Source organism: Chryseobacterium sp. FW101-FHT12H09 (assembly GCF_058790395.1).
This window is the reverse complement of the sequence record NZ_JBYTCP010000006.1, coordinates 1-23,710: the sequence shown is the minus strand read 5'-3', so window position 1 is coordinate 23,710 and position 23,710 is coordinate 1. Positions and strand designations below refer to the sequence as shown.

18 protein-coding genes, 3 tRNA genes and 1 pseudogene are annotated in these 23,710 nt (G+C 34.5%); 14 read left to right on the top strand and 8 right to left on the bottom strand.

Translation table 11 applies throughout. The features are described 5' to 3' along the window. Nucleotides 1-21: 21 nt before the first annotated feature. A complete protein-coding gene (gene ligA / locus AC3WRL_RS22510) occupies nt 22-2,028 on the bottom strand; it encodes an NAD-dependent DNA ligase LigA (RefSeq protein ID WP_492331281.1) in 2,007 nt (668 codons plus the stop codon). Nucleotides 2,029-2,270: 242 nt separating this feature from the next. Between ligA and AC3WRL_RS22505 the strand changes: the two genes are divergently transcribed. The 8 genes from AC3WRL_RS22505 to AC3WRL_RS22470 all read left to right on the top strand — a co-directional run bounded on the left by AC3WRL_RS22505 (nt 2,271) and on the right by AC3WRL_RS22470 (nt 15,272). Next, nucleotides 2,271-5,375, top strand: coding sequence for a TonB-dependent receptor (locus tag AC3WRL_RS22505; protein WP_214833564.1), 3,105 nt, complete (start codon nt 2,271-2,273; stop codon nt 5,373-5,375). A gap of 64 nt (nt 5,376-5,439) precedes the next feature. After that, the gene (locus tag AC3WRL_RS22500; RefSeq protein ID WP_214833561.1) at nt 5,440-6,186 is read left to right on the top strand and encodes a glycerophosphodiester phosphodiesterase family protein; all 747 of its coding nucleotides are present in this window, start codon (nt 5,440-5,442) and stop codon (nt 6,184-6,186) included. Between the two features lie 330 nt (nt 6,187-6,516). Continuing rightward, a complete protein-coding gene (locus AC3WRL_RS22495) occupies nt 6,517-9,489 on the top strand; it encodes a SusC/RagA family TonB-linked outer membrane protein (protein ID WP_214833558.1) in 2,973 nt (990 codons plus the stop codon). Between the two features lie 11 nt (nt 9,490-9,500). Next, entirely contained in the window at nt 9,501-10,952 is a 1,452-nt protein-coding gene (locus AC3WRL_RS22490; RefSeq protein WP_492331280.1) for a SusD/RagB family nutrient-binding outer membrane lipoprotein, read from the top strand. Between the two features lie 31 nt (nt 10,953-10,983). Beyond that, a complete protein-coding gene (locus AC3WRL_RS22485) occupies nt 10,984-12,567 on the top strand; it encodes a calcineurin-like phosphoesterase C-terminal domain-containing protein (RefSeq protein WP_492331279.1) in 1,584 nt (527 codons plus the stop codon). Nucleotides 12,568-12,776: 209 nt separating this feature from the next. Beyond that, complete coding sequence (locus tag AC3WRL_RS22480; protein WP_261512956.1) at nt 12,777-13,490, top strand: 3-ketoacyl-ACP reductase; 714 nt, start codon at nt 12,777-12,779, stop codon at nt 13,488-13,490. Between the two features lie 100 nt (nt 13,491-13,590). Continuing rightward, entirely contained in the window at nt 13,591-14,418 is an 828-nt protein-coding gene (gene prmA / locus AC3WRL_RS22475; RefSeq protein ID WP_214833549.1) for a 50S ribosomal protein L11 methyltransferase, read from the top strand. A 17-nt stretch (nt 14,419-14,435) separates the two neighbouring features. Then, on the top strand, nt 14,436-15,272 hold the full coding sequence (locus AC3WRL_RS22470) for an SH3 domain-containing protein (RefSeq protein WP_492331278.1): 837 nt from the start codon (nt 14,436-14,438) through the stop codon (nt 15,270-15,272). A gap of 62 nt (nt 15,273-15,334) precedes the next feature. Here AC3WRL_RS22470 and AC3WRL_RS22465 read toward each other — a convergent pair whose 3' ends face one another. Next, nucleotides 15,335-16,234 carry a cyclase family protein gene (locus tag AC3WRL_RS22465; RefSeq protein ID WP_492331277.1) on the bottom strand — a complete coding sequence of 300 codons (900 nt, stop codon included), beginning with the start codon at nt 16,232-16,234 and terminating at the stop codon, nt 15,335-15,337. A gap of 32 nt (nt 16,235-16,266) precedes the next feature. After that, the gene (locus AC3WRL_RS22460) at nt 16,267-16,881 is read right to left on the bottom strand and encodes a Crp/Fnr family transcriptional regulator (protein WP_492331276.1); all 615 of its coding nucleotides are present in this window, start codon (nt 16,879-16,881) and stop codon (nt 16,267-16,269) included. 390 nt (nt 16,882-17,271) lie between these two features. Here AC3WRL_RS22460 and AC3WRL_RS22455 point away from each other — a divergent pair, with 390 nt between their 5' ends. Then, a complete protein-coding gene (locus tag AC3WRL_RS22455; protein ID WP_492331275.1) occupies nt 17,272-18,360 on the top strand; it encodes a fatty acid desaturase family protein in 1,089 nt (362 codons plus the stop codon). Between the two features lie 306 nt (nt 18,361-18,666). On the opposite strand, the gene AC3WRL_RS22450 is transcribed toward AC3WRL_RS22455, so the two are convergent. The 3 genes from AC3WRL_RS22450 to AC3WRL_RS22440 all read right to left on the bottom strand — a co-directional run bounded on the left by AC3WRL_RS22450 (nt 18,667) and on the right by AC3WRL_RS22440 (nt 19,285). Beyond that, nucleotides 18,667-18,939: a GIY-YIG nuclease family protein gene (locus tag AC3WRL_RS22450; protein ID WP_492331274.1), complete on the bottom strand. Its 273-nt coding sequence runs from the start codon at nt 18,937-18,939 to the stop codon at nt 18,667-18,669. Between the two features lie 172 nt (nt 18,940-19,111). Further along, nucleotides 19,112-19,185 (bottom strand) — tRNA-Arg (locus AC3WRL_RS22445). A gap of 25 nt (nt 19,186-19,210) precedes the next feature. Beyond that, a tRNA-Pro gene (locus AC3WRL_RS22440) sits at nt 19,211-19,285 on the bottom strand. 246 nt (nt 19,286-19,531) lie between these two features. On the opposite strand from AC3WRL_RS22440, the pseudogene AC3WRL_RS22435 reads away from it, so the two are divergent. From AC3WRL_RS22435 to AC3WRL_RS22425, 3 genes and pseudogenes are all read left to right on the top strand, one after another. After that, a pseudogene (locus tag AC3WRL_RS22435) lies at nt 19,532-19,798 on the top strand (RHS repeat-associated core domain-containing protein); the annotation flags it as partial. 72 nt (nt 19,799-19,870) lie between these two features. Then, complete coding sequence (locus AC3WRL_RS22430; protein WP_492331285.1) at nt 19,871-20,452, top strand: DUF6973 domain-containing protein; 582 nt, start codon at nt 19,871-19,873, stop codon at nt 20,450-20,452. After that, a complete protein-coding gene (locus tag AC3WRL_RS22425) occupies nt 20,439-20,930 on the top strand; it encodes a hypothetical protein (RefSeq protein WP_492331273.1) in 492 nt (163 codons plus the stop codon). The genes AC3WRL_RS22430 and AC3WRL_RS22425 overlap by 14 nt, the downstream gene beginning before the upstream one ends. Nucleotides 20,931-21,615: 685 nt before the next feature. Here the strand turns inward: AC3WRL_RS22425 and AC3WRL_RS22420 are convergent. Next, a complete protein-coding gene (locus AC3WRL_RS22420) occupies nt 21,616-22,107 on the bottom strand; it encodes a DUF6985 domain-containing protein (protein WP_492331272.1) in 492 nt (163 codons plus the stop codon). 143 nt (nt 22,108-22,250) lie between these two features. Between AC3WRL_RS22420 and AC3WRL_RS22415 the strand changes: the two genes are divergently transcribed. After that, nucleotides 22,251-22,814, top strand: a complete 564-nt coding sequence (locus AC3WRL_RS22415) for a hypothetical protein (protein WP_214833527.1) — start codon at nt 22,251-22,253, stop codon at nt 22,812-22,814. 194 nt (nt 22,815-23,008) lie between these two features. Then, complete coding sequence (locus AC3WRL_RS22410) at nt 23,009-23,341, top strand: hypothetical protein (protein ID WP_492331271.1); 333 nt, start codon at nt 23,009-23,011, stop codon at nt 23,339-23,341. A gap of 295 nt (nt 23,342-23,636) precedes the next feature. On the opposite strand, the gene AC3WRL_RS22405 is transcribed toward AC3WRL_RS22410, so the two are convergent. Next, nucleotides 23,637-23,710 (bottom strand) — tRNA-Arg (locus AC3WRL_RS22405).

Below are 23,710 nucleotides of genomic sequence, written 5' to 3'. Positions count from 1 at the left end.
TTAGTGAAAACTATAAAATTTTTATTGTTTTTCTATCAAATCCAAAAACTGCTGTTCATCAAGTATTTCAATTGTTCCGATATCCTGAGCTTTTTTTAATTTGCTTCCTGCCTTTTCACCTACAACAAGGAAATTAAGATTTTTAGAAACAGCAGAAATATTTTTTCCACCATGCTTTTCTACCATATCTTCAGCAGATTCTCTTGTGAATAAAGATAGTTTTCCGGTAAAGAGAAATGTTTTTCCATCAAGGACGTTTGATAAAACTTCATTTGTGTTTTCTCCTTTTACCAGCTGAACTCCATAAGATTTTAGGCGCTCCAACATTAAGAGATTTTCAGAATTATTGAAAAAGGCTTCAATACTATAGGCGATTTTTGATCCTATATCTTCAACCTGACAAAGTTCTTCAGCAGTGGCTGCTTTTAAATCGTCTATGGTTGCAAAATTTTTAACCAGTTTCTTTGCAACTGTTTCTCCAACATGTTTGATACCAATTCCATAAAGAACTTTTTCAAAAGGAATTTCTTTTGATTTCTCAATTCCTGAGATAATATTCTGAGCTGACTTTTCTGCCATTCTTTCCAGGGGTAGAAGCTGTTCCTTCGTTAAAGTATAAAAATCTGCAGGGTTTTCGATCAGTTTTTCTCTATATAATTGTTCAATCGTTTCGCTTCCTAAATTTTCTATATTTAAAGCTTTTCTGGAAACATAATGGATCATTCTTCCAACCACCTGTGGTGGACAATGCAGTTCATTCGGGCAGAAATGGATGGCTTGATCCTCCACTTTTATAAGTTCTGTTCCACATTCAGGACAATGTTTGATGTATTCAATTTCTTTGCTTGCCTTGTTTCTTTTGTCTTTGTTGATCCCAACAATTTTAGGAATAATTTCGCCACCCTTTTCTACATAAACAAAGTCATGTTCATGAAGCTCAAGTTTTTTAATGATATCTTCATTATGAAGGGAGGCTCTCTTGACAATCGTTCCGGCTAGTAAAACAGGTTTTAAATTCGCAACCGGAGTAATAGCACCCGTTCTTCCTACCTGATAAGAAACACTTTGTAACTCTGTTTCTACCTTTTCAGCTTTAAATTTATAAGCCATGGCCCAACGAGGTGATTTTGCGGTATATCCAAGCTGTCTTTGCTGTTGTAAAGAATTAACTTTTAATACAATTCCGTCAATTTCAAATGGTAAGTTATGTCGCTCTGTGTCCCAGAAAGTGATAAAATCTTTTACCTCATCTAACGTTTTACAAAGCTTTGCCTGTTGAGATGTTTTAAAACCCCAGGTCTGGGCTTTTTGAAGCAATTCCCAATGCGTTTCTGCCGGGACTTCTTCAGAAATATATTGATATAATACAGATGAAAGTCCACGCTTTCTAACTTCAGCACTGTCCTGCATCTTTAGACTTCCGCTTGCGGTATTTCTTGGATTCATGAAAGGATCCAGACCTTCTTCCTCACGGAGTTTATTGATTTTGTCGAAATTTTTTCTGGTCAGATATATCTCACCACGCATAAAAAAACGATAAGGAAAATCACCTTTCAAGGTTAATGGAATATCTGAAATGGTACGTACGTTAGCTGTGATTTCATCTCCCTGAAATCCATCCCCACGGGTAACCCCTTGTATCAACTTCCCATTTTCATAAAGGATAGAAATGGAAGCTCCATCATATTTTAGTTCAGCAACAAACTCTACCGGATCATCAATGGTTTTAATAATACGCTTTTCCCAATCTTCAAGATCATCAAAGTCATAAGAATTATCTAGAGAATACATTCTGAATTGATGCAGAATGGTTGGGAAATTTTTGGTTATCCCACCACCAACACGCATACTGGGAGAATTCACATCGTGAAATTCAGGATGTTTTGCCTCAAGATCCTGAAGCTCCTTTAGTAACAGATCAAATTCTAAATCTGAAATGGTAGGTTCATCCAGTAAATAGTAATTTTCATTATGCTGATGAAGCTCTTTACGAAGCTGCTCTATCTTTTGTTGAATGTTTTCGGACATTGCGATTCTTTCTTTTGAGCAAAAATAACTAAAACAAATATCATTTAGAAAATAAGACAATTAAATAATCACAGAAAATTAAGATTTTGTAATGTGGTATAAGTGGTTGATAATGTAATTGATAAATGTTTTATTAGTAATTATTTAACATATGGTTATAATTTAATTAAAAAAATGTTAAAGCTTTCGTAAACACTTAGCCACATCAGACCCAATACCTTTGCCCCAGCTAATTTGAAAAGATGAGAAAAGTAAAGATTGTATTAGGATTGTTGTTTTTAAGCTTTGGAACACTGGCTTATGCACAGACAACGCAGGCCTCTATTATCGGAAAAATCACCGGAACTAACACCCAGGAAAAAGTGAAGGTAACCATTGTGAATGAGTCAACGGGTTTTAGAACAGAAACGGAGACGAATTCAAAAGGGGAGTATATCTTCAAGGAGATTCCACTTGGTGGACCTTATACGGTTATTGTAAATGATGAAAAAAGAGAAGGTTACAATGTCAATTTTGGAGATCAGGTTACCGTAGATGTCAATCTTGGAAGTAATGAAAAGGTGATTGAAACAGTAGTTGTAACAGGAAATCTGAAAAATAAAATTGGAAACCTTGGGGCAGCTACAGCTATTTCTGCTAAAAACATCGGAATTCTACCAGTAAATGGAAGAAACTTCACCAGTCTTAGTGATTTATCTCCTTTAAGTGGTAAAAACGGAAGTATTTCAGGTCAGTTAGGATCTTCTACTAACTTTACTATTGACGGAATGACAGCAAAAAATCCAACTTCTGCAGGTTCTACGACAAGTCGAAGTGGTGCTCCGTTTTCTATTTCAATAGAGGCGGTTCGTGAATTTAAAATCACAACCAATCAATATGATGTTACCTTAGGAAGAAGTGGGGGTGGAACAGTAAGTGCTGTAACAAAGTCCGGAACCAATAAATTTTCAGGAAGTGCCTGGGAATATTTGAGAACAAATTGGCTTTCCAGTAAGTATGATATCAGAGGGAACAAGATTAATAATGATTTCTCGACTTCTCAGTTTGGTTTCTCATTGGGAGGCCCAATTATCAAAAATAAATTACACTTTTTTGTGGCTTGGGATCATCAGTTAGATTCAAGACCTTTGCAGATTGCAGATATTAAATCGCATGATGATGAATTGAGATTAAATACAACAACGGCTACTTTAAATAAATTCTTAGATATTGCAAGAGCTAAATACGGAGTTGGAAATAACCCTCAGTTTGGAAGTTTTGACAAAGTAAGAAATTCTGATGCAGCATTTTTACGTTTAGACTGGCAGATCAATCCTAATAACTTATTAACATTAAGAAACAACTTTACGTACGATTTAAATAAAAACGGATTAGGAGACAATACGTCAATTAATGCATTTGAATCTTATGGAAATGATAAGAACTTAGATAACAGTTTATTATTGACTTTAAGATCCAACTTAAAGCCTAATATGACGAACGAATTAAAAGCCCAGTATTTATTCACATCACAAGATAGTTATCAGAATGACGAATTGGGACATGCTGTTCCCAGAGCGATCGTTGAGAACGTTGTTTCAAGTATAGACGGAAAAGATAAAGCGACAAATATCCAGATTGGAGGTCACCGTTTTGGACAGGAAAGTTTTAGAAATAATGTTTTCCAGATTGTTGATAATTTATATTACAATACAGATAAAATTAAATATACTTTCGGAGCAGATTTAATGTATACAATGGCAAAATCTATATACGGAAGTGAGGTGAACGGAAGATTCCATTTCAGGGAAAATCCTACAGTGAATGGGGGAGATAATCTATATAATTTCAACAATCTTATTGCGTACAGATATTACAGAGAAGTTCCTTTGATGGATGATCCTTCTGTGAAATCGAATATTTACAATTTAGGTGTATACGGTCAGATTCAAACTAAGATCGCTAAAGGTCTTGATTTAATGGCTGGTTTAAGACTAGATTACGGAGGTTATCCAAAGGCAGAATTGAATCAAAAATTATTTGATGAGATGGGTATCAGAACCGATAACCAAATCAAGTCATTTATTATTCAACCAAGATTTCAGTTTGATTGGAATATTAATGAAGGAAATAAAGATTTCGTGAAATTCGGAGCTGGTATTTTCTCTTCAGATATCAACAATTATATGATTATCAATAATTTGGTATTCGATGGAAGACACTTAGCAACAGTAGATGTTAATCCTTCACAAATTGGTTTGACTCCTGATTTTAATAGTTACAGAAATGATTACGGAACGGTTCCTTCATTGCCTCAAAATCAGCTTCCAACAATTAACTATACAGGAGAAGACGCAAAAATTCCTATCGTTTACAAGGCAAATATCTCTTATACCCACTTCTTTAATGAAAGGTTTAGAGCTGGAATTGCAGGATATATGGCTTTGGGAAGAAATAATTATTTCTATTATGACCGAAATATGGTTTCTAATCCTTTTTTCACATTGAATAATGAAGGCGGGAGAGGAGTATATGTTCCGGCAGCTACAATCGGCGCAAACGGCGCAATGAACTGGAAAGAAGGAACAATTAACAAAAAATTTGGAAGAGTGCTTGAGCTTGTAAGTGATGGAAAGGTTAATCAGTTCTCTTTCGTAGCAGATACAAGTTACCGCTATTGGAAAGATGGAGAAATTACAGCGAGTTATACTTGGGCAGATATTAAAGACAACACTTCTTACAACGGAAACGTAGCAAACTCTGCGACTTTATCTACTTTGGTTTCAGGTGATCCAAGAAATTTAAGAATGTCATATTCTGATAATCAATTTAGAAATAAAGTAGTAATTTATGGTAACTCACCTACGATTGCTGGCTTTACTTTGGGGATCCGATATGTGGGAATGGGAGGTACACGTTTCTCAGTAACTGCTGGAGGAAATGTAAATGGGGATTTCGTTGATAGCAATGATTTAGCGTATATTTTCCCAAATCTTACACAGACGTTGATTGAGAGTCCTGAAGTTGGAAAAGCGCTAAAAGATTATATCACAGATTACAATAATAAAATTGCTGAAAGAAATGGTGGAAAGAACGGATTCTACGGAGTTTGGGATGTTCGTGTAGCAAAAAAGATCAAGTTTGAAAAAATAGGAGCCTTCGAACTTTCTGTTGATATCTTTAACGTAGCAAACTTACTTAACAAAGAATGGGGAATTAATAAATCCTATGGTAACATGTCTCTTTACAGAATTACAGGATTCGATCAGGCTACGAAGCAGCTTACGTATAGTTTAAATACCAGTGGTTTAGAGCCTTTATCAGGGAATCCTTACCAAATTCAGATTGGAGCAAAATATAGTTTCTAAAAATTTAATATTACCTTTATGTCAAAGTCTTAAACTTTGACATTTTTAATTATCTGATTATATTATGAAAAAAATTATCTTAGGGTTAGCAGTTTTAAGTACAGTTGTAATGAATGCACAAACCCAGATTATCGCACACAGAGGCTATTGGCAATCACAACCGCCAACAACGGAAAATTCATTGAAGTCATTGGAAAATGCTCAGAAGTTAAAAATTTACGGAGCTGAGTTCGATGTAAGGATGACTAAAGATGGTATTCTCGTGGTTAATCACGATGAACATCATGCAAAAATGGAAATTTCTGATACGGATTTCAAGGAATTGGAGAAGGAGAAACTATCAAATGGTGAGAATTTTCCTACATTGAAAGATTATCTAAAGCAGGGAAAGAAAGATAAATCACTTAAATTGATCGTTGAGATCAAACCTGATAAGACCAAGGAAAAAGAAGATGAATTGGTTCAAAAGACTGTTAAGATGATCAAGGACATGAAGTTGGAATCTCAGAGTGAATTTATTTCTTTCAGTTTAAATATCTGTAAAGAGATTAAGAAAGCTGAACCAAAATTCAAAGTTCAATATCTGAATGGAGAGTTATCACCTGAGCAGATCAAAAATGAAGGATTAGACGGGATAGATTATCATTACAGTGTTTTTGATAAAAATCCAACCTGGATATCTGAAGCAAAAGCATTGGGATTAATTACGAACTCCTGGACAGTAAATGATGTTGCTGTATATGACAAATTAAAAGGCCAGGGAATTGGGTTTATTACAACAAACATTCCTGATCAACTGAAAAATAAATAATGATCTGAAGGTTTATTTTAAACTTAAAAATCTTAGGCTTGCCTCTTTTAAAGGGTAAGCCTTTTTTATATACCCGTATTAATTATCTGAAATTCAATATTTTAATGGTGTAATTTTATTTTATCAGAAAAAGACAATAAAGATAGGGATATGAGTTATGCTATCCATATTAAAAATACGTAATTAAGTTATTGTGTTGGTAACCAACGTTGTGTGACTTTCTGTTGATAATTAGTTCATATTTGGTTTAATATTTTTTTAATAAATGTTAAAACCTTGTTAAGGTCTTGCTGGTAATGTCGCTTTAATTTTGCGCAAACAAAAAAGGATATGCGTAAAGAGACACAGAAACTATTGGTTTTATCGTTGTTGGGATTAGTTAGCGTCAACCTAACAGCTCAGCAGAAAGCTAAAAAGGATACCATAAAAAATATTGATGAAGTTGTGGTAACTGCTTTAGGTATAAAAAGACAGGATAAATCTTTAGGTTATGTTGCCGAAACCATTAAATCTGAGGAGATTTTAAGAACTCAGAATAATAACTGGGCTCAGTCTTTAGAAGGTAAAGTAGCGGGTTTAAAAATACAAACAGCAGGAGCAGGACCTTTAGGAAGTTCATTGATCAAATTACGAGGAGATATCTCCATGAATATGGATCAGAACAATGCCCTTATTGTAGTGGATGGTGTTCCTTTAAACGGATCAACAACAGGAACCGGGTTTTCTGCTTATGGAGCAGGTGCTAAAGCCGATCTACCAATCGATTATGGAAATGGGGTCAACAGTATTAATCCCGATGATATTGAAACAGTAACAATTCTGAAAGGCTCTACCGCCGCTGCTTTATATGGTTCAAGAGGAGCAGGTGGAGCAGTTATGATTACCACAAAATCCGGGAAAACTAAAAAAGGAAAAATACAGATTACATTAAATTCGTATTCCAGCTATGATAGTGTATTAAAATGGCCGGATTATCAATACGAATATGGACAGGGTACCATGCAGAAGGATACCAACGGGAATTATTTCTATTCTTATGGAGCTTCACCGGACGGAGTAAGTACAGGAGGTACAAGTAGTGCTTTTGGGCCAAAATTCGATGGCCAGTCCTATTTTCAATATGATCCCACTGTAGAAGGTCAAAGCTTAACAAGACAATTGTGGAGGCCTTATAAAGATAATATCAAAGGCTTCTGGGAGACCGGGACAACATTTTCAAATAACATTGCCCTGGAAACCTCCAACGAAAATACTTCTTTCAGAACTTCATTAACGTATCTGAAAAATGAATGGATGATGCCTAATACTGGTTTTGACAGGTTCAATGCAGCACTATCCTTTGATCATAAATTAAATGAAAAATTAAAAGTTGGGGTTAAGTTTACTTTTAATAAAACAAAAAGTGATAATCTACCCGCCACAGGATATAGCAACCAGTCTATTTCTTATTTCATGATCTTCCAGAATCCTAATGTGGATCTGGCTTGGTATCAACCGATCTGGAAAAAGGATAAATACCAGGTGGATCAGATCCATCCTTTTAGTTCATATATCGATAACCCTTATATGATCGCTTATGAAATGCTAAATGGTGTTGATAAGAATTTTATTACCGGAAATGTCAATCTGAATTATAAGATTACCAAGAATTTCGAAGTAATGTTAAGATCCGGTCTTGAACTAACCAATGAGGAACGTACTCAGAAGAGACCATGGAGCTCCGCGAACTATTTACAGGGAATGTACAGAGAGCAGCATATTAAACAAACAGATTTAAATAACGATTTATTATTTACTTATAAAACTACTTTTAACGATTTTGATATTACTGCATCGGCAGGGGGAAGCATTAGATATTCAGAATACACGATGTATGATTATCTGGCTGATGGCTTACTAAAGCCGGGGATTTATACTCTTGCAAATGGGATAGCGCCATCATTTAAATTTGCTACACCAAGTGATAAGCAGGTTAACAGTACCTATGGATTGATTACTTTAGGATATCAAAATAAAATGTTCCTGGATCTTACCGCAAGAAATGACTGGAGCAGTACTCTTCCAAAAGAAAACCGTTCTTATTTTTATCCTTCTGCGGGGGTCTCATTTATTCTTTCGGATATCTTTAAGCTGACATCTAATCAATTCAATTATTGGAAGCTCAGAACATCATGGTCCAGAGTAGGAAACGATACCAACCCGTATTTATTAGTGAAATACTACAATAACAGCATTTTTGCCGGATCAGTAGAATCACCATCGCTTTTTCAGAATCCAAATTTAAGACCTGAAATGCTTACAAATATTGAGGCCGGAATGGATTTTAGTATTCTTAAAAACAGGATCAGCTATTCTATTACTGCATATCAAAACAATTCTAAAGATCAGATCGTAAAGATTCCGGCATTATGGGAAACAGGATATAGCCTCAGAGTTATTAATGCAGGTGAAATAAGAAACCGAGGTCTTGAAATGACCTTAAATACTTTTCCAGTTAAGAATAAGAATTTCTCATGGAGTGTAAATGCCAATTGGTCCATGAACAGAAATAAAATACTATCTCTTCCATCTGAATTTCAAGGGGAACCTTACACTATGGGAAGCGTAGGTGGAGTGGTGTATTATAATGCAGTTGTGGGCGGTTCTTTGGGTGACATGTATGGATATGGATTAATGTACTCTCCGGATGGGCAGGTGGTTTATGGAGCTGATGGCCTAACTGCAAAACCAACTCAGATGAAGAAAATTGGTAATGCATATCCTAAATGGAGAGCAGGGCTCCAAAATGAATTCAGATATAAAAATTTCACCGTAAGTTTTTCATTTGACGGACAGTATAAAGGTATAGCTTATTCACAGTCTCATCATAAAATGACAGAGCAAGGAAAATTGGAACACACTTTAATAGGAAGAGATAACCCGAATGGATTAATTGTTGGCGAAGGTGTTGTACAAAATCCAGATGGTTCTTATTCCCCTAATACCAAAGGGGTAGCTGTTTCCTCTTATTACGCGGATTATTATAGAAGAGCTAATGTTGAAACCAACTCATTTGATACCTCCTTTATAAAGCTTAGAGATGCCCGGATCTCCTATTCTTTTCCAAAAAGCGTTACAGAGAAGTTAAAATTAACAGATCTGACCTTAGCATTATTTGGTAGGAATCTTTGGATGTGGACAAAATTCCCTCTGTTTGATCCTGAAGCAGCAACGCTTAATGACAATCAGATTACTTCAGGTGTGGAAATGGGACAATTGCCTACAGCGAGAACAGTTGGAATTCAACTTAATGTTAAATTTTAAAATTTGAAATCATGAAAAAATTACTATTAAATATCATATTAATCTCAAGTTTAGGTCTTACTGCTATTTCTTGTGACAGAAGTTTGGATGAGGTAAATATTGATGACAGCAGAATTACTGATCCCGTTGCCTCAAAACTATTGATTCCAATCCAATATAATATGGCCTCGGTCAATTATATGAGAGCAAACGATTTTACATTTGACATCATGCAGGTTTCTCTTGATTTTCCTAATGAAGGAAATTCTCTCAGTCGGTATTATTTAACAGAAAATACAGGGGCGGGATTTTGGAATAATTCTTATAAATGGCTGAAACAGGTTTCAGATATGAAACTGGCTGCTATAAAAGATGGCGATAAAAATTATCAGGCGATTGCCATGGTAATGAACGCATGGATTTATTCTAATCTTACAGATACTTACGGAGATATCCCATTTACAGAGGCTTCAAGATTGGACGACGGTATTTCTCAACCGAAATTTGACAGACAAAAAGATATCTACGTTCAGATGCTGAATGACTTAAAAGAAGCAAATTCACTTTTTATTACAAACAAAGTTCTTATAGGAAGCGACCTTTTCTATAAAGCTGAGACTGATCCTAATGGAATTCTAAACTGGAAAAAGTTTTGTAATTCTCTTTCTTTACGTTTATTGACGAGAATTTTAAAGAAAAATGGGGAGGTAAATGTTCATGAGCGAATTCAGGAAATCGTTAATGATCCTACCACTTTTCCACTTTTCCTAAATAATAATGAAACAGCTAAGCTTGATATTACGGGAGTGTCACCCATGTTGCCTCCCATTGCAAGACCTCAGGATTTTACAACAGGAAGAGCGGCTTCAGAGTTTTTTGTTGAAGTTTTAAAAGCAAATAACGATCCTCGTTTGGCATTGTTTTTTTCTCAGGCTAAAGATCTAGCAACTAGTCAGAATATTGGATATAAAGGAGCTCCTTCAGGATATGCCTTTGGAACTTCATTTAATTATCAGCCATCGAACATGAACCAAAACCTGGCAAAAGCACCTTTAAAGATTCTTATTTATCCATATGCTGAGTTGCAGTTTACGCTTTGTGAGCTTGCAAACAGAGGGATAATTCAAGGGAATGCCCAGGCTTATTATGAAAATGGAGTGAAGGCAGCAATAGAACAATGGGGTGCTGTAATGCCTGCTAATTATTTTGCAAATCCGAATGTAGCATACAGTGGGAATATTGACCAGATTATGCTTCAGAAATATATAGCTCTTTTCTTTGTAGATCAGCAACAATGGTTTGAAAAAAGAAGAACAGGATTTCCGGTACTTCCAAATAATGGTGGACTCTTAAACAATGGAAATCTTCCACAAAGATTGATGTATCCACCAAATCCAAAGGTTTTAAATACAACCAACTATCAGAATGCAGTTCAGCAGATGGGTGGAGATGATATCAACATCAAAACATGGTGGAATAAGTAAGAACAACTTATCATATAAAATAAATCATACTATGAATATAAAACTCTTAATGCCTTGTCTGTTAATTTCAGCAATGGCATTCTCACAAACGTCAGTATCCGGTTATGTATACGAGGACGGAAATAAAAACCAGAAAAAAGAAAGTCGCGAAAAAGGAATTGAGGGAGTTGCAGTTTCCAATGGTGCTCAGGTCATTTTGACAGACAAAAATGGAAGATATAGCTTGCCTGTCGTTGAAAATCAAACAATATTTGTAATCAAACCTTCAGGGTATATGACGCCTGTGAATGGGAATAATTTACCTCAGTACTATTACCAGTACAAACCAAAAGGTTCACCGGCAGATTTTAAATATAAGGGAACAGCACCTACAGGAGAACTTCCAAAAGAGCTGAATTTCCCACTGAACAAACAGTCAGAAAATAAAAATTTTGACATTTTAGTTTTTGGAGATCCTCAGCCTTATACAGAGAAAGAACTGGATTATTTTAAAAGAGGAATTGTAAATGAGGTTAAGAATACCAAAAAAAATGCTGTTTTAGGAATAAGCTTAGGAGATTTGGTGGGGGATAATTTGAGCCTTCAAAAACCTTACGCTGATGTCATGAAAGAAGTTGGATTGCCTTGGTACAATGTGATGGGGAATCATGATATGAATTATGATGCTAAAGAAGATCAGTTTTCAGATGAAACGTTTGAGTCCAATTTCGGACCCGCTAATTATTCTTTCAATTATGGAAATGTACACTTTATAATTTTAGATGATATTTTATATCCTGATCCCAGAGATGGCAAAGGCTATTGGGGAGGTTTTCGTAATGATCAGTTACAATTTATTGAAAATGACCTGAAAGTAGTTGATAAAAATAAACTCATTGTTATTTCTTTCCATATTCCTTTAGAGCACAATAACGAAGATAACTTCAGAAATGCAGATCGTCAGAAATTGTTTGATTTTTTAAATCCTTTTCCAAATGCTCTTCTTTTATCGGCACATACACACATCCAACAGCAAATTTTTTATGGAAAAAAAGCGGGCTGGAATGGAGAAAAGGACCTGCATGAATATAATGTAGGAACAACTTGTGGTGACTGGTATTCGGGAACCCCTGATGAAGCAGGATTGCCAACTTCTACCATGAGAGACGGAACTGCAAAGGGATATTCATTTATCAGTTTTACAGATAATCAATATAAAGTTAAATACAAGACCGCCGGAAAACCTGATGATTACCAAATCAAATTGTATGTTCCGAAAGTAATTCCATATCCATCAAAAACTTCTGCTAAAATTCTTGCCAACTTCTTCATGGGAAGTAAAAAAGATAAAGTAGAATATAGAATTGATAATAGTGAGTGGAAAGATATGGAGTACGATGAAACAATTGATCCTAATTTTGCCCTATCCGTTTTCAAATGGGATACTACGGATAAACTTTTCCCTGGAAGAAGACCTTCAAACCCTGAAATGGCAAAACACATTTGGATTGGTGGATTTACAAATAAATTAACGCAAGGAAAACACAAGGTTGAAGTGAAAGCAACAGATATGTATGGAAATCAGTTTTCCGCTTCAGAAGAATTCGAGGTTACAGAACCTACTCTTATTCCTTAGTTTTTTCATTTTACTATACTTTCAAAAAACCGGCTTTATCAAAGTCGGTTTTACTTTTTAATCAATTCAAAAATGAGATTGAGGGATTTTTACAGCTTACGAATCAATATTTTTCAGAAGAACAGTGTCATTGCTGAAAAAACATTTGTGTTGATCATTGTCTAAACAAAATTTGCTTTCGTAAATTTGCTTTACGAAAAAGTACTAGTATGAATATAAAAGGAAAAAATGCCATTGTAACAGGTGGTGGAAGAGGTTTAGGTAAAGCAGTTGCTTTAGCGTTGGCTAATGAAGGTGTGAATGTTGCAATTACCGGAAGAAATGAAACAAATCTGAAAGCTACTGTTGAAGAGATTAAAAATATTGGGGTAAATGCTGCTTATACTATTTTTAGTGTTGATGACGAATCAGCAGTAAAGGAAGGAATTGAATCTTTAGCAAAAGAACTTGGCGGTGTAGATATTCTAGTCAATAATGCTGGAATCGGAGACTTTGGAACGATTGAAGAAATGCCTTCAGAAACCTGGGAACAGGTTATTAAAACCAATCTTTTCGGAGTGTATTATGCTGCAAAAGCGGTGTATCCATTTTTAAAAGAAAAAGGAGAAGGCGATATTGTAAACGTTGCTTCTACAGCAGGTTTAAAAGGTGGAGGAAATATGTCTGCTTATGCAGCTTCTAAGGCTGCCGTGATCTCTTTATCACAATCGATGATGGCGGAATGGAGAAAACAAAATATTCGTGTAATTACTTTAACACCAAGTACCATTGCTTCGGATATGAGTATTCAGGGAGGATTAACAGATGGAAACCCTGAAACTGTACTTCAGCCAGAAGATTTTGCAGAATGGGTAAGAGATATTTTGAAAATGAACAGAAGGGCATTAATTGCGAATGGTTCTATATTTTCAACAAATCCTTAAGACTGGGAACAGGTATCAGATATATTTTAAATGATTTATTTTATATCAATAGAAGCGGGTTTTAGCCCGCTTTTCTTTATTTTTGTACCAAATTGATCACATGCAAAATTATTTAGAATTCAACTTCAAAATTTCTCCGCTTCAACCTTGGAATGAAATATTAATGGCAGAGCTTATAGAAATAGGTTTCGACAGTTTCACAGAAGAATTGGAGGGGATTTTAGGATATATCCAGAAAGATTTATTTAATGAAGATGAACTTAAAGCATTACCGCTTTTCGAAAATGAAAATGTAAAAATAGAATATACTTTCCAGGAAATGCCGAACATCAACTGGAATGAGGAATGGGAAAAGAATTTCTCTCCGATCAACATTGATGATAAAGTTTTGATCAGAGCGGAGTTTCATGATTCTGTAGCAGGAATGCATGAGATTATCATTCAGCCTAAAATGTCTTTCGGAACAGGACATCACCCAACTACCCATTTAATGATCCAACAGATGATGGATATTGATTTTAATGGTAAAAAAGTTTTAGACATGGGATGTGGAACTTCCGTATTAGCTATTTATGCAAAACAACAAGGCGCTGGTGAAGTGAAAGCAATCGATATTGATGAGTGGTCAGTTGAAAATTCTAAAGAAAATTCTGAAAGAAATGGGGTAGTTCTTGATATTGAACAGGGAACTGCAGAGAACTTAGGAAAAGAGAATTTCGATATTATTTTAGCCAATATCAACCGTAATATTCTTATTTCAGATATTCCTACGTATGTTTCTGTTTTAAATGATGGCGGAAATTTATTGTTGTCAGGACTGTGTTTCTTTGATGTAGATGATATTCTGGAAGTATGCAAGGAAAATAACCTTGAATTGAAAAAACAGTTACAAAGAGAGGAATGGGTAAGCTTATTGCTTGAAAAATAAGAATACAAAATAACTATATGAAATCCTTATTTACTGTTTTCTTTTTGTTTGTACTTCAGCTTTTTTCTGCTCAGGAAGATGTTTATGCAAATGGTGTTTTTGGATTTGAAGAAAATAAAGGACAAAAGATATTTTCGAACTGGACAAGAGTCAGACAGGAACCTAAAGTGGATGCTCAAATTGTAGATTCTTTACAGACGAATCAGCAGATCCTTATTCTTCAAAAAGATGAAAATATTTTGAAATTAGGAGAGAGACGTTCCAATTGGTACAAGATCTCCTATCAGAAAGGAGAGCAAACTGCAGAAGGTTATATCTGGGGTGGAAATCTTTGTGTAGGATACAGAAATAAAAACGGGTATGATTTTCTCTTTGGACTTTCAAAAACTGAAACCAAAAAAAATAAAGCATCCGGAGAAAATTTTAAACAAAATATAGCAAGTATAAAAGTGCTTGAAGGCAATACCCTGATCGATGAGGTTTTTTTTGAAACCGGACAAGGTGAAGAGTTAAGCTATGGAACATTTACTATAGAAAGCAACCATAAATTACAAAATGTAGAACTGACTTTAAAAGCAATGGTTTCAGGAGAGGCTTGTGGAATTGCCAGTTATGATCAATATGTATTATTTAAAGATAAAAAACTCATTACCTTACCGAAATTAACGAATGTAGGTGATGCCGATGTTTATTATCACAGTGAAAGTTTTGTATTTCCAAATGATAAAGGTGGAATTCCCAATGCTTTTATTTTTAAAATGGAAGAAATGGAAAAAGATGAAAAGGACAGGGAAAAGAAAAAACATTCTTCTAAAACATATCTTTGGGATGGCAACTCTTATAAGCTTAAATAAATTTTAAATAACAAATATAAAAACCACCATGAATATTGGTGGTTTTATTTTGAAAGAGTTAATTAGTCTGGGTTTTTCAGTATTGAAGCAAATGCTCTGACTGGAAATGTACCCATCCCCTTGAACTTTGGAGGAACAGCACTGAAAGTAAAACCTTCTTGAGGAAGTAAATGCAAATTGCATAAATGCTCCACGATTATAATTTCGGCGCTGAGAAGGGTGGTGTGAACAGGCCTGGTTTTACCTGATGTATTGTCGATATTAACGGAATCAATACCAACTAATTTGACGTCACAGTCTCTCAGATATTCAGCTGCCTTTTGGGTTAAATAAGGATGTTTTTCAAAATAGGTATCAGTTCTCCAGTAAATGTCCCAACCCGTGTGTATTAAAACTGCCTTGTTTCTGATTTCATAATTTTTTAAATGATCTTCAGTAATTTCTAAGGTTTCGGAAAATGGAATCCTGATGACTACAGCATCCAGTTCAGCGAATTTTTCTAATTCCATTTCTGACAGATCTTTTCCATTCTCAAATCTATGGAAAGGACAGTCGATGTAGGTTCCGGTATTGGTCACCATTTCAATTTTGCCAATTTGAAACTCTGTTCCCTCTTCGTAATACTGCTTAGAGTCTTCCCTGCTTAAATAATCACAGATAATAGGTGCTGGTAAGCCCTTGTAGGTGATAAGTCCGTCCTCTATGATATGGCTTAGGTCAATAAGTAGATCCAATGATTTTGCGGGGTTAATGGGTTTTCGTTTATGTGGTTCATTAAAGATTTGCTTATTGATAATATTTGTTTTTCCGACCATTAGAAGTCTTAAATCTTTAACAATATAATCTGCAAGTTCTTTGTCTGTAATATCAACTCCTGCAATATCAAGCCTGAAGTCTTCCCCTTTTATGTTTCCTCCGTTGGTAAAATAAATTTCAAAATCAAATTTCACTCGTTTATCCATAACTGTTATGTTTTGAACAAAGGTGAAAAAACTTAAATGTTATCTACTTGACTTATATCAATTGAGTCTACTTTTCTACTTCTGATCCTGCTTAATGTCTCCGGACTTATTCCAAGATAGGAGGCGATGTGAAAAAGAGGGATTCTTGTTTCTGATTTTGGAAAGAGGGATAGAAAGTAAAAGTAACGCTCAGCGGAGTCGTGAAGTAAAAATGAACTTTCCCTTCTGCACTTTTTAATAAATTCGTTCTCTAATATTGTATGGGTTAATTTATACCATTTGTTATCCTGACTTAAAAGCTGATCGATTAAATTTTTTGGTATTACAATGATTTCGCAATCTTCAATGCAATGAAAATTCAGTTTTGTTTTTTCGCCAGTCAGAAAGCTTGTCAATGCTGTGAGAAAATTATTTTCAAAGAAAAACTCGGTGTTAATTTCTTTGTAATCTTTAAAGTAAAAGCTTCTTACCAATCCTTTCTGAAGGAAAAACAAATCATTTGCTGTTGTATTTTCTTTTATGATAGAATCTCCACTTTTCAGATTTAAAGCTTTAATGCCGGATATTAATGTTTGTTTTTCACTATCTGATAAAGGAAATAGTGATTGTAAAATATCAACAAATTGGGCTACATTATATTCGGTCACAGTTCGGTTGGGTTAATAAGAGAAAGAAATTAGATAAAGCTAATGTACAAAATATTAGGGCACATTATTATAAATGAATAAATAGAATTGTGAGTTTTAAAGTGAACATAAGGGGTTGTCATTGAGCTTTTTAGTAAATGAAGACGAGGTGTTTTCTAATGTTCTGTCCGTCTTTTTAGGTAATATTTATTACAAAGGGATACAATTAATTCGAGTAACGACACAACCTTATAGATGTGCGTTTTATGAAACTATAATAAATTAACAATTAATACGTTATACATATATACAATCTGGTAATGTACCGGAAAACTCAATACCCTCCTTATTCCAACACCCGATTTTAGCACATCTGTTTGTTCGCGTCAGGTAGATCAAACAAGATATCTTATGTCACAAAAAGTAAAATTCTCATCAGCTTCTGGCTCTCTTTTTTATGCAACCCTAAGGAGTAGAGTAGATCAATTTTTTAGTCAGCATCAATTAAGTCAACATGCTAATGTCCACATGTGGGGTAAAACTGCGTTTTTCCTTGCTGGGTTCACAGGAGTTTACCTTTTAATCATTTTGGCTCCATTACCTATCTGGATGTTCTTACCACTTGCTGCAGTTCTGGGTATGTTTAGTGCCTTTGTAGGCTTCAATGTGTGTCACGACGCTATACATGGTGCCCTCTCTGGTAATAAAAAAGTGAATAAACTGTTTGGGATTATTTTTAACCTGATCGGCGCCAATCCATATGTTTGGAGTATCACCCACAATGTGGTTCATCACACCTATACAAATATACCTGGCCACGACGAGGATATTGAGGTAGCACCAGGATTGATCCGGATTGCTGAAGAAGATGAAGTGAATCGCATTCAGCGATACCAGCATTGGTACGCCTTTCCGCTTTACAGTCTGGCCTCCCTGTCATGGGTATTCCGTAAGGATTTTGTGAAGTTTTTCCAGAAAAAAATCGGTGCACATCAAAGCAAACATCCGAAGCTGGAGTATTTCAATTTATTTTTCTATAAAGCGCTTTATTACTTCCTTTTTATTGTATTGCCCCTATTGGTGATGGATGTAAGCTGGTGGCAGTTTCTGATCGGCTTTTTGTTTCTGCATATTGCCGAAGGCTTAACGATGGGACTGGTGTTTCAGCTGGCTCATGTTGTTGAAGGCACTAATTTCCCTGTGCCTAACGAAGCTGGGCAGATGGAAGAAGCCTGGGCAGAACATCAGATGCGTACAACTGCGAATTTTGCAACACACAATAAGCTCGCAGCATTTTTCCTTGGTGGACTGAACAGGCAGATCGAACATCACCTGTTTCCTAAAGTATGCCACATACACTATGGAGAGATCTCCGTCATTGTAAAAAAGACAGCGATGGAGTTCAATTTGCCTTACAATGAAAATAAGAGCTTTTTATCCGCGCTGCGTTCGCATTTTATAACGCTGAAAAAATTTGGTAAAGAGGCGAGTACCAATTAGGTAAAGTATACCTATCTCCTTAAGTGAGCGCGAAAGGATTCGAACCTTTGACCGTCCCGATTAAAAATCGGGATGCTGTATCTTATCTGAATTGCTACATGAAATTATAAAACAAAAAAACTCACAATAAAGATTGTGAGTTCTAAAGTGAGCGCGAAAGGATTCGAACCTTTGACTGTCCCGATTACAATCGGGATGCTCTATTTTGTGTGAATTAATACATGAATTATGTAAACAAAAAAACTCACAATAAAGATTGTGAGTTTTAAGTGAGCGCGAAAGGATTCGAACCTTTGACCGTCCCGATTAAAAATCGGGATGCTCTATCTTATCTGATGGTTTAATAAGGTTTTGTATTTTATACTTACTTTTCCAAGCTTTTACTTCTCTTTCTCTTTTGTATGCTTCGGATTTGGTATTGAAAGGTTCAAAATAAATAATAGTCCAGTCTTTGGTTTTTGCTGTAAAACCTTTATGGTTTGAAAGATGTTTTCTTAACCTTTCTTGTAGACTTTCACAAGAATGACCAATATAATATTTGTCTAAAGATTTAGAAAAAAGTATGTAGAAATAACACATGAAACTAATGTAAACAAAAAAACTCACAATAAAGATTGTGAGTTCTAAAGTGAGCGCGAAAGGATTCGAACCTTTGACTGTCCCGATTACAATCGGGATGCTCTATTTTGTGTGAATTAATACATGAATTATGTAAACAAAAAAACTCACAATAAAGATTGTGAGTTTTAAGTGAGCGCGAAAGGATTCGAACCTTTGACCGTCTGCTTAGAAGGCAGATGCTCTATCCAGCTGAGCTACGCACCCTAAATAGGTTTTTATTTTAAAAAAGTCGGGGCGGCAGGATTCGAACCTGCGACCTCCTGGTCCCAAACCAGGCGCGATGACCGGACTACGCTACGCCCCGATTAAAGGTCATCTAAAAACGAGTTTTACCTCTTTTTTTGTGGGTGCAAATATATGATAGTTTTTTGAATTAAAAAAATAAAAATTGATAAAATATTACTGAATTAAAAATGATTGTCGCTATAAGGTTATTAATCATTATGTTAGAGATGGTCTGTTAATTAAGCGTAAAATAAACTTAATAATATGGCAGAAATAATAGAGTAATGGGAATGATCAATTTTTCTTAGATTTACCATTCGGAGAAACGATGATAGAGCAGCAGACTGGAGTATATAATAATCCATATAAGTTTAATGCTAAAGAATTGGATAAAGAAACGGGATTGTACTATTATGGTGCACGATATTATAATCCTAGATTGAGTGTTTTGTATGGTGTGGATCCATTAGCAGTGTACAATCCTGTAATGGAAACTCAGTTCTATGGAGATGGTCAACATAATGATGGAGTATTTTTCTGGGGCAATTTAAATCCATATATTTATACTTATCAGAATCCAATTAGGTATATAGATCCAAACGGAAAGCAAACCCTTGGAGAACAATTTGGAATAGCTGTTAAGAATCCTTTTAGAATTGGATTAATGCATAATGCGGGTCATAATTTAGCAAATATTGCTGGAGAATTTTCGAGAAGAGGGGCTAGAAGTTCATCCCCTTCAGCAGTTTTAGAAAGAAATGGACCAGTTGCTTCTGATGCCGATAGAGGTGGGGAAAGAGGCGCTTTTAGACATGCAACTTGGATGGCATTAATTGCGTCAGAATATAATTCAAATAAAGCGGAATGGGTAGGAAATCTTCATGAAGGAAAGGCAACTAATACAAGTAATACTAATAATATTTTGGGGATAATGGGTGCAGATACTATTGCGGATGAGCTAAATAATGAAATTGGAAGAAATTATGGTTCAAAACATAAAGGAGCTCAAGCTAATGATATAGCATCAGGGGTACTAAAAGTTTTTAATGAAGAAGGCTTATATCAGGTAGAAAATGGAAATGGAGCTAATAGGTTTAATGTGGTAAGAAAAAAACTTAGTGACGAGAAATATAATTTACTTAAAAATAGATTTGAAGGTTTGTCAAATGACGGTGTAAGTCCAAGACCAACTAAAACTGAAACAGAAAAAGCTAAAAGAAATTACATTAAAAATGGAACACCCTAATTTTCATAAACACCTAATAATATTTTTTTTAATGTTAAATCTTATAGCTTGTAGAACTTCATCTATTGACGAGTTTGATAAGTTTATAGAAAATAAGTATAGTGTTTGTAATAAAGCTAAAACATGTATTGTTGATTTAAAACAATTGCCATTTAAGTGGGATAAGTTTTATATTTTTTCTGAAAACCATTTTCCTGAATCAATTTCACAGGAAAATATTTCTTCAATTTTAGGAATGAAATATAATAAAAATATTTCCTCTAATGATAGATTAATTGTATTTATATATAAAGGAAAGATAGTATATGAAGTTTTAACAACATACAAGAAAGAAAATTTCATTGATTCTGCTGCATTATTTGTTGATTTTTATATAGATGATACGACTCCTTCTTTTTTTATAAATACAGATGCTAAATTTGTTATAAAAAAAACTAATGGGAATTATATTCTATTTTGGAAACCTTCTTTCCACTAGTTCAATTATCCCCCGTTGGAGCGATCGTTTTGCTCGTATCCAACATGAAAGAATTTATAGAAAAAGGCCGGAAAATATATTTTTCCGGTCTTTTGTATTTTACAATGTTTATCAAACAATTGAGTCTCCGCAATACCGCTAATTTTTTCTAATTTTCATCCAACAAGTTTAAATTCAATCCAATGTTCTGTATCCACCTGATAGCGAGATCCAAGTTATATTGATAAAGTTCTTATACCTGTAGGTAATAACGGTATGACAGCATATCAAGTTGGAAATAATGGGCCAGCTAGCTTAAAAACGGTTTTAATTAAAAAAGAATGAATAAAAAAGACAAAATAGTTGTTAAAATCAGCAAAGACGATACCTCTGTTGGTTATGTACATATGCCACTAAAAAAAGTAGTGATAAAAAAATCATTAAAACGATTGATATTGCTGATTTAATTGATAATTATAAAGGAATACCAGTTTATTTAGATTTTAATAAAGATAATGAGTTAATTGGAATTGAAATTTCTGGTTAAATTTCCCCCACTTCCTTACTATTTTCTCGTGTGGCAGATAGCAATAAACGCTCCTCTGCTGGCACGAACGTCTTGCTCGTATCCGACATAAAAAAATTATACAAAAGACCGGAAAATATATTTTCCGGTCTTTTGTATTTTAGAATGCTTAACAAGCAATTATGTCTCTGCAATTCCACCAACTTTTTCTATCTGCCCACCAACAAGTTTAAATTCAATTCCATGTTCGGTATCCACCTGATAACGAATACTGATTTTAATAGTGTGGTTTTCTAAAACCCTTAAATACATTAGTTCTTTAATATACTCATTGTGTTTTTCTACAGTGTCAATACCCAATGCTGCTTCGCCGGATTTTTCTGGGTTTTCAAAATAATGAGCATAATGTTTTTGATAATAGTCAAAGGCTTTATTCTGAATGCTACTTAGATTAGTTTCAATATTTGCCAAGAAATCCTGATACGTATTTGCAAAAGCATCCAGCTGATTTTCAGTGGGTGGTTCTTCAATTTCTTCTCCATCATCATCAAACTCTTCTCCAAGAAATATAGTAATATTCTGTTCTGTGAAAAACGGATGAGAGAATGAGATATGAGATGAAAAACCTGCCCAATCTTGATCTACGGAGCTCCAATATTGATGTGTTGTCATATTTTTTTAATTATAAACATAATGTGAAAATAGAAATAAATATCGTTAGATAGATGATTCTTTTGCGTAAAAAATTTTTACATTTTCTTACATTTACCTTGTCGGAAAATTATAAGGTGGACCTATTTTAAATAATAAAAGAAATGATAGATATCATAGAATTTAAAGAGAATTTGGGGCTAAGCGAAATCCCAACGGAGCTGGAAAAATTGATCTATTTTCAGAACAATATTTCTTCTTTCGAAAATTATGTAGATGGTTTTGGAGTTTTAATAGATGATAAATCTGGATTGATGAGTTGGAGCGAGGATGAGAGTTTTTTGAATCGTTTATTTCCTTTTGCTCAGGCAAATGGTTCGGGTTCAATTTATGCAGTTTGGAATGATGGATCCAATCAGCCCTTAAATCAAATGCCTATTGTGGTTTTTGGAGATGAAGGTGGTGTTCATATTGTTGCAGTCAATATCTTGCAACTTTTTTACTTGCTCACCTATGATACTGAAATTGGAGTGGATTTTGATGAAGCTTATTTTTACAGAGACGAAGAGAGTTATGGAGAGAGTGAAGATTTGAGGGAATATTTAAAGTGGATGAAAGGAGACTACAACTTTGATCAAATTGAAGATCCTAATTTGCTGATTAAAGTTGCTCAGGAAAAGTACAAAGAGATTTTTGATCAATGGTTTGAACAGTATTTTCAAGATTAATCAATCAAGGCATTCTCACAATTGTATAGGTATAATTGTGGGTAAGTAATAAAAGTAACTCTACGAATACTAATATAAAAACAGGTATTATAAAATTGAAAGAAACAGATTTTTATAAAATGTACCTGCCAGCATTAGAACAGGCACTAAAGAATGATTCTTTAATTGAATAAAACTTGTCAGAATTGATCAATATGCACTACCAAAATTATAATTATACAAGCAAATCCGAAGTAATAAAAATTCTTGATAGCAATACAAATATTATAGAGGTAATTATTGGAGCAATCAATGGAATAAATGATCCCGAATGGTTGGAAGGATTATGCATAAGGTATATTCTTAATGAAGATTTTGGGATAGCAAGGGCTGCAATATACGGAATTAGTGACATAGCAAGAATGTATGGCAAATTATCCAATAGGAAAGTAGTAGAAATGCAGTTTACTCAAATTAATGACCAAGAGCTGGAATATGCAATTAAGGAGGTAAAAGATGATCTTAGAATATTTTTAAAAGATGGCTGAAAACAAAAAAACTCACAATATGAATTGTGAGTTTTAAAGTGAGCGCGAAAGGATTCGAACCTTTGACCGTCCCGATTAAGTAAATCGGGATGCTCTATCCTATATTATTTCTTTGCTGAAGTATATAAAAACAAAAAAACTCACAATAAAAATTGTGAGTTTTAAAGTGAGCGCGAAAGGATTCGAACCTTTGACCGTCCCGATTAAGTAAATCGGGATGCTCTATCCTATATTATTTCTTTGCTGAAGTATATAAAAACAAAAAAACTCACAATAAAAATTGTGAGTTTTAAAGTGAGCGCGAAAGGATTCGAACCTTTGACCGTCTGCTTAGAAGGCAGATGCTCTATCCAGCTGAGCTACGCACCC

Bases quoted from the DNA above. Each gene is read 5' to 3' on its own strand.
- ligA (WP_492331281.1), bottom strand. From the start codon at position 2,028: ATGTCCGAAAACATTCAACAAAAGATAGAGCAGCTTCGTAAAGAGCTT.
- AC3WRL_RS22505 (WP_214833564.1), top strand. From the start codon at position 2,271: ATGAGAAAAGTAAAGATTGTATTAGGATTGTTGTTTTTAAGCTTTGGA.
- AC3WRL_RS22500 (WP_214833561.1), top strand. From the start codon at position 5,440: ATGAAAAAAATTATCTTAGGGTTAGCAGTTTTAAGTACAGTTGTAATG.
- AC3WRL_RS22495 (WP_214833558.1), top strand. From the start codon at position 6,517: ATGCGTAAAGAGACACAGAAACTATTGGTTTTATCGTTGTTGGGATTA.
- AC3WRL_RS22490 (WP_492331280.1), top strand. From the start codon at position 9,501: ATGAAAAAATTACTATTAAATATCATATTAATCTCAAGTTTAGGTCTT.
- AC3WRL_RS22485 (WP_492331279.1), top strand. From the start codon at position 10,984: ATGAATATAAAACTCTTAATGCCTTGTCTGTTAATTTCAGCAATGGCA.
- AC3WRL_RS22480 (WP_261512956.1), top strand. From the start codon at position 12,777: ATGAATATAAAAGGAAAAAATGCCATTGTAACAGGTGGTGGAAGAGGT.
- prmA (WP_214833549.1), top strand. From the start codon at position 13,591: ATGCAAAATTATTTAGAATTCAACTTCAAAATTTCTCCGCTTCAACCT.
- AC3WRL_RS22470 (WP_492331278.1), top strand. From the start codon at position 14,436: ATGAAATCCTTATTTACTGTTTTCTTTTTGTTTGTACTTCAGCTTTTT.
- AC3WRL_RS22465 (WP_492331277.1), bottom strand. From the start codon at position 16,234: ATGGATAAACGAGTGAAATTTGATTTTGAAATTTATTTTACCAACGGA.
- AC3WRL_RS22455 (WP_492331275.1), top strand. From the start codon at position 17,272: ATGTCACAAAAAGTAAAATTCTCATCAGCTTCTGGCTCTCTTTTTTAT.
- AC3WRL_RS22450 (WP_492331274.1), bottom strand. From the start codon at position 18,939: ATGTGTTATTTCTACATACTTTTTTCTAAATCTTTAGACAAATATTAT.
- AC3WRL_RS22430 (WP_492331285.1), top strand. From the start codon at position 19,871: ATGCATAATGCGGGTCATAATTTAGCAAATATTGCTGGAGAATTTTCG.
- AC3WRL_RS22425 (WP_492331273.1), top strand. From the start codon at position 20,439: ATGGAACACCCTAATTTTCATAAACACCTAATAATATTTTTTTTAATG.
- AC3WRL_RS22420 (WP_492331272.1), bottom strand. From the start codon at position 22,107: ATGACAACACATCAATATTGGAGCTCCGTAGATCAAGATTGGGCAGGT.
- AC3WRL_RS22415 (WP_214833527.1), top strand. From the start codon at position 22,251: ATGATAGATATCATAGAATTTAAAGAGAATTTGGGGCTAAGCGAAATC.
- AC3WRL_RS22410 (WP_492331271.1), top strand. From the start codon at position 23,009: ATGCACTACCAAAATTATAATTATACAAGCAAATCCGAAGTAATAAAA.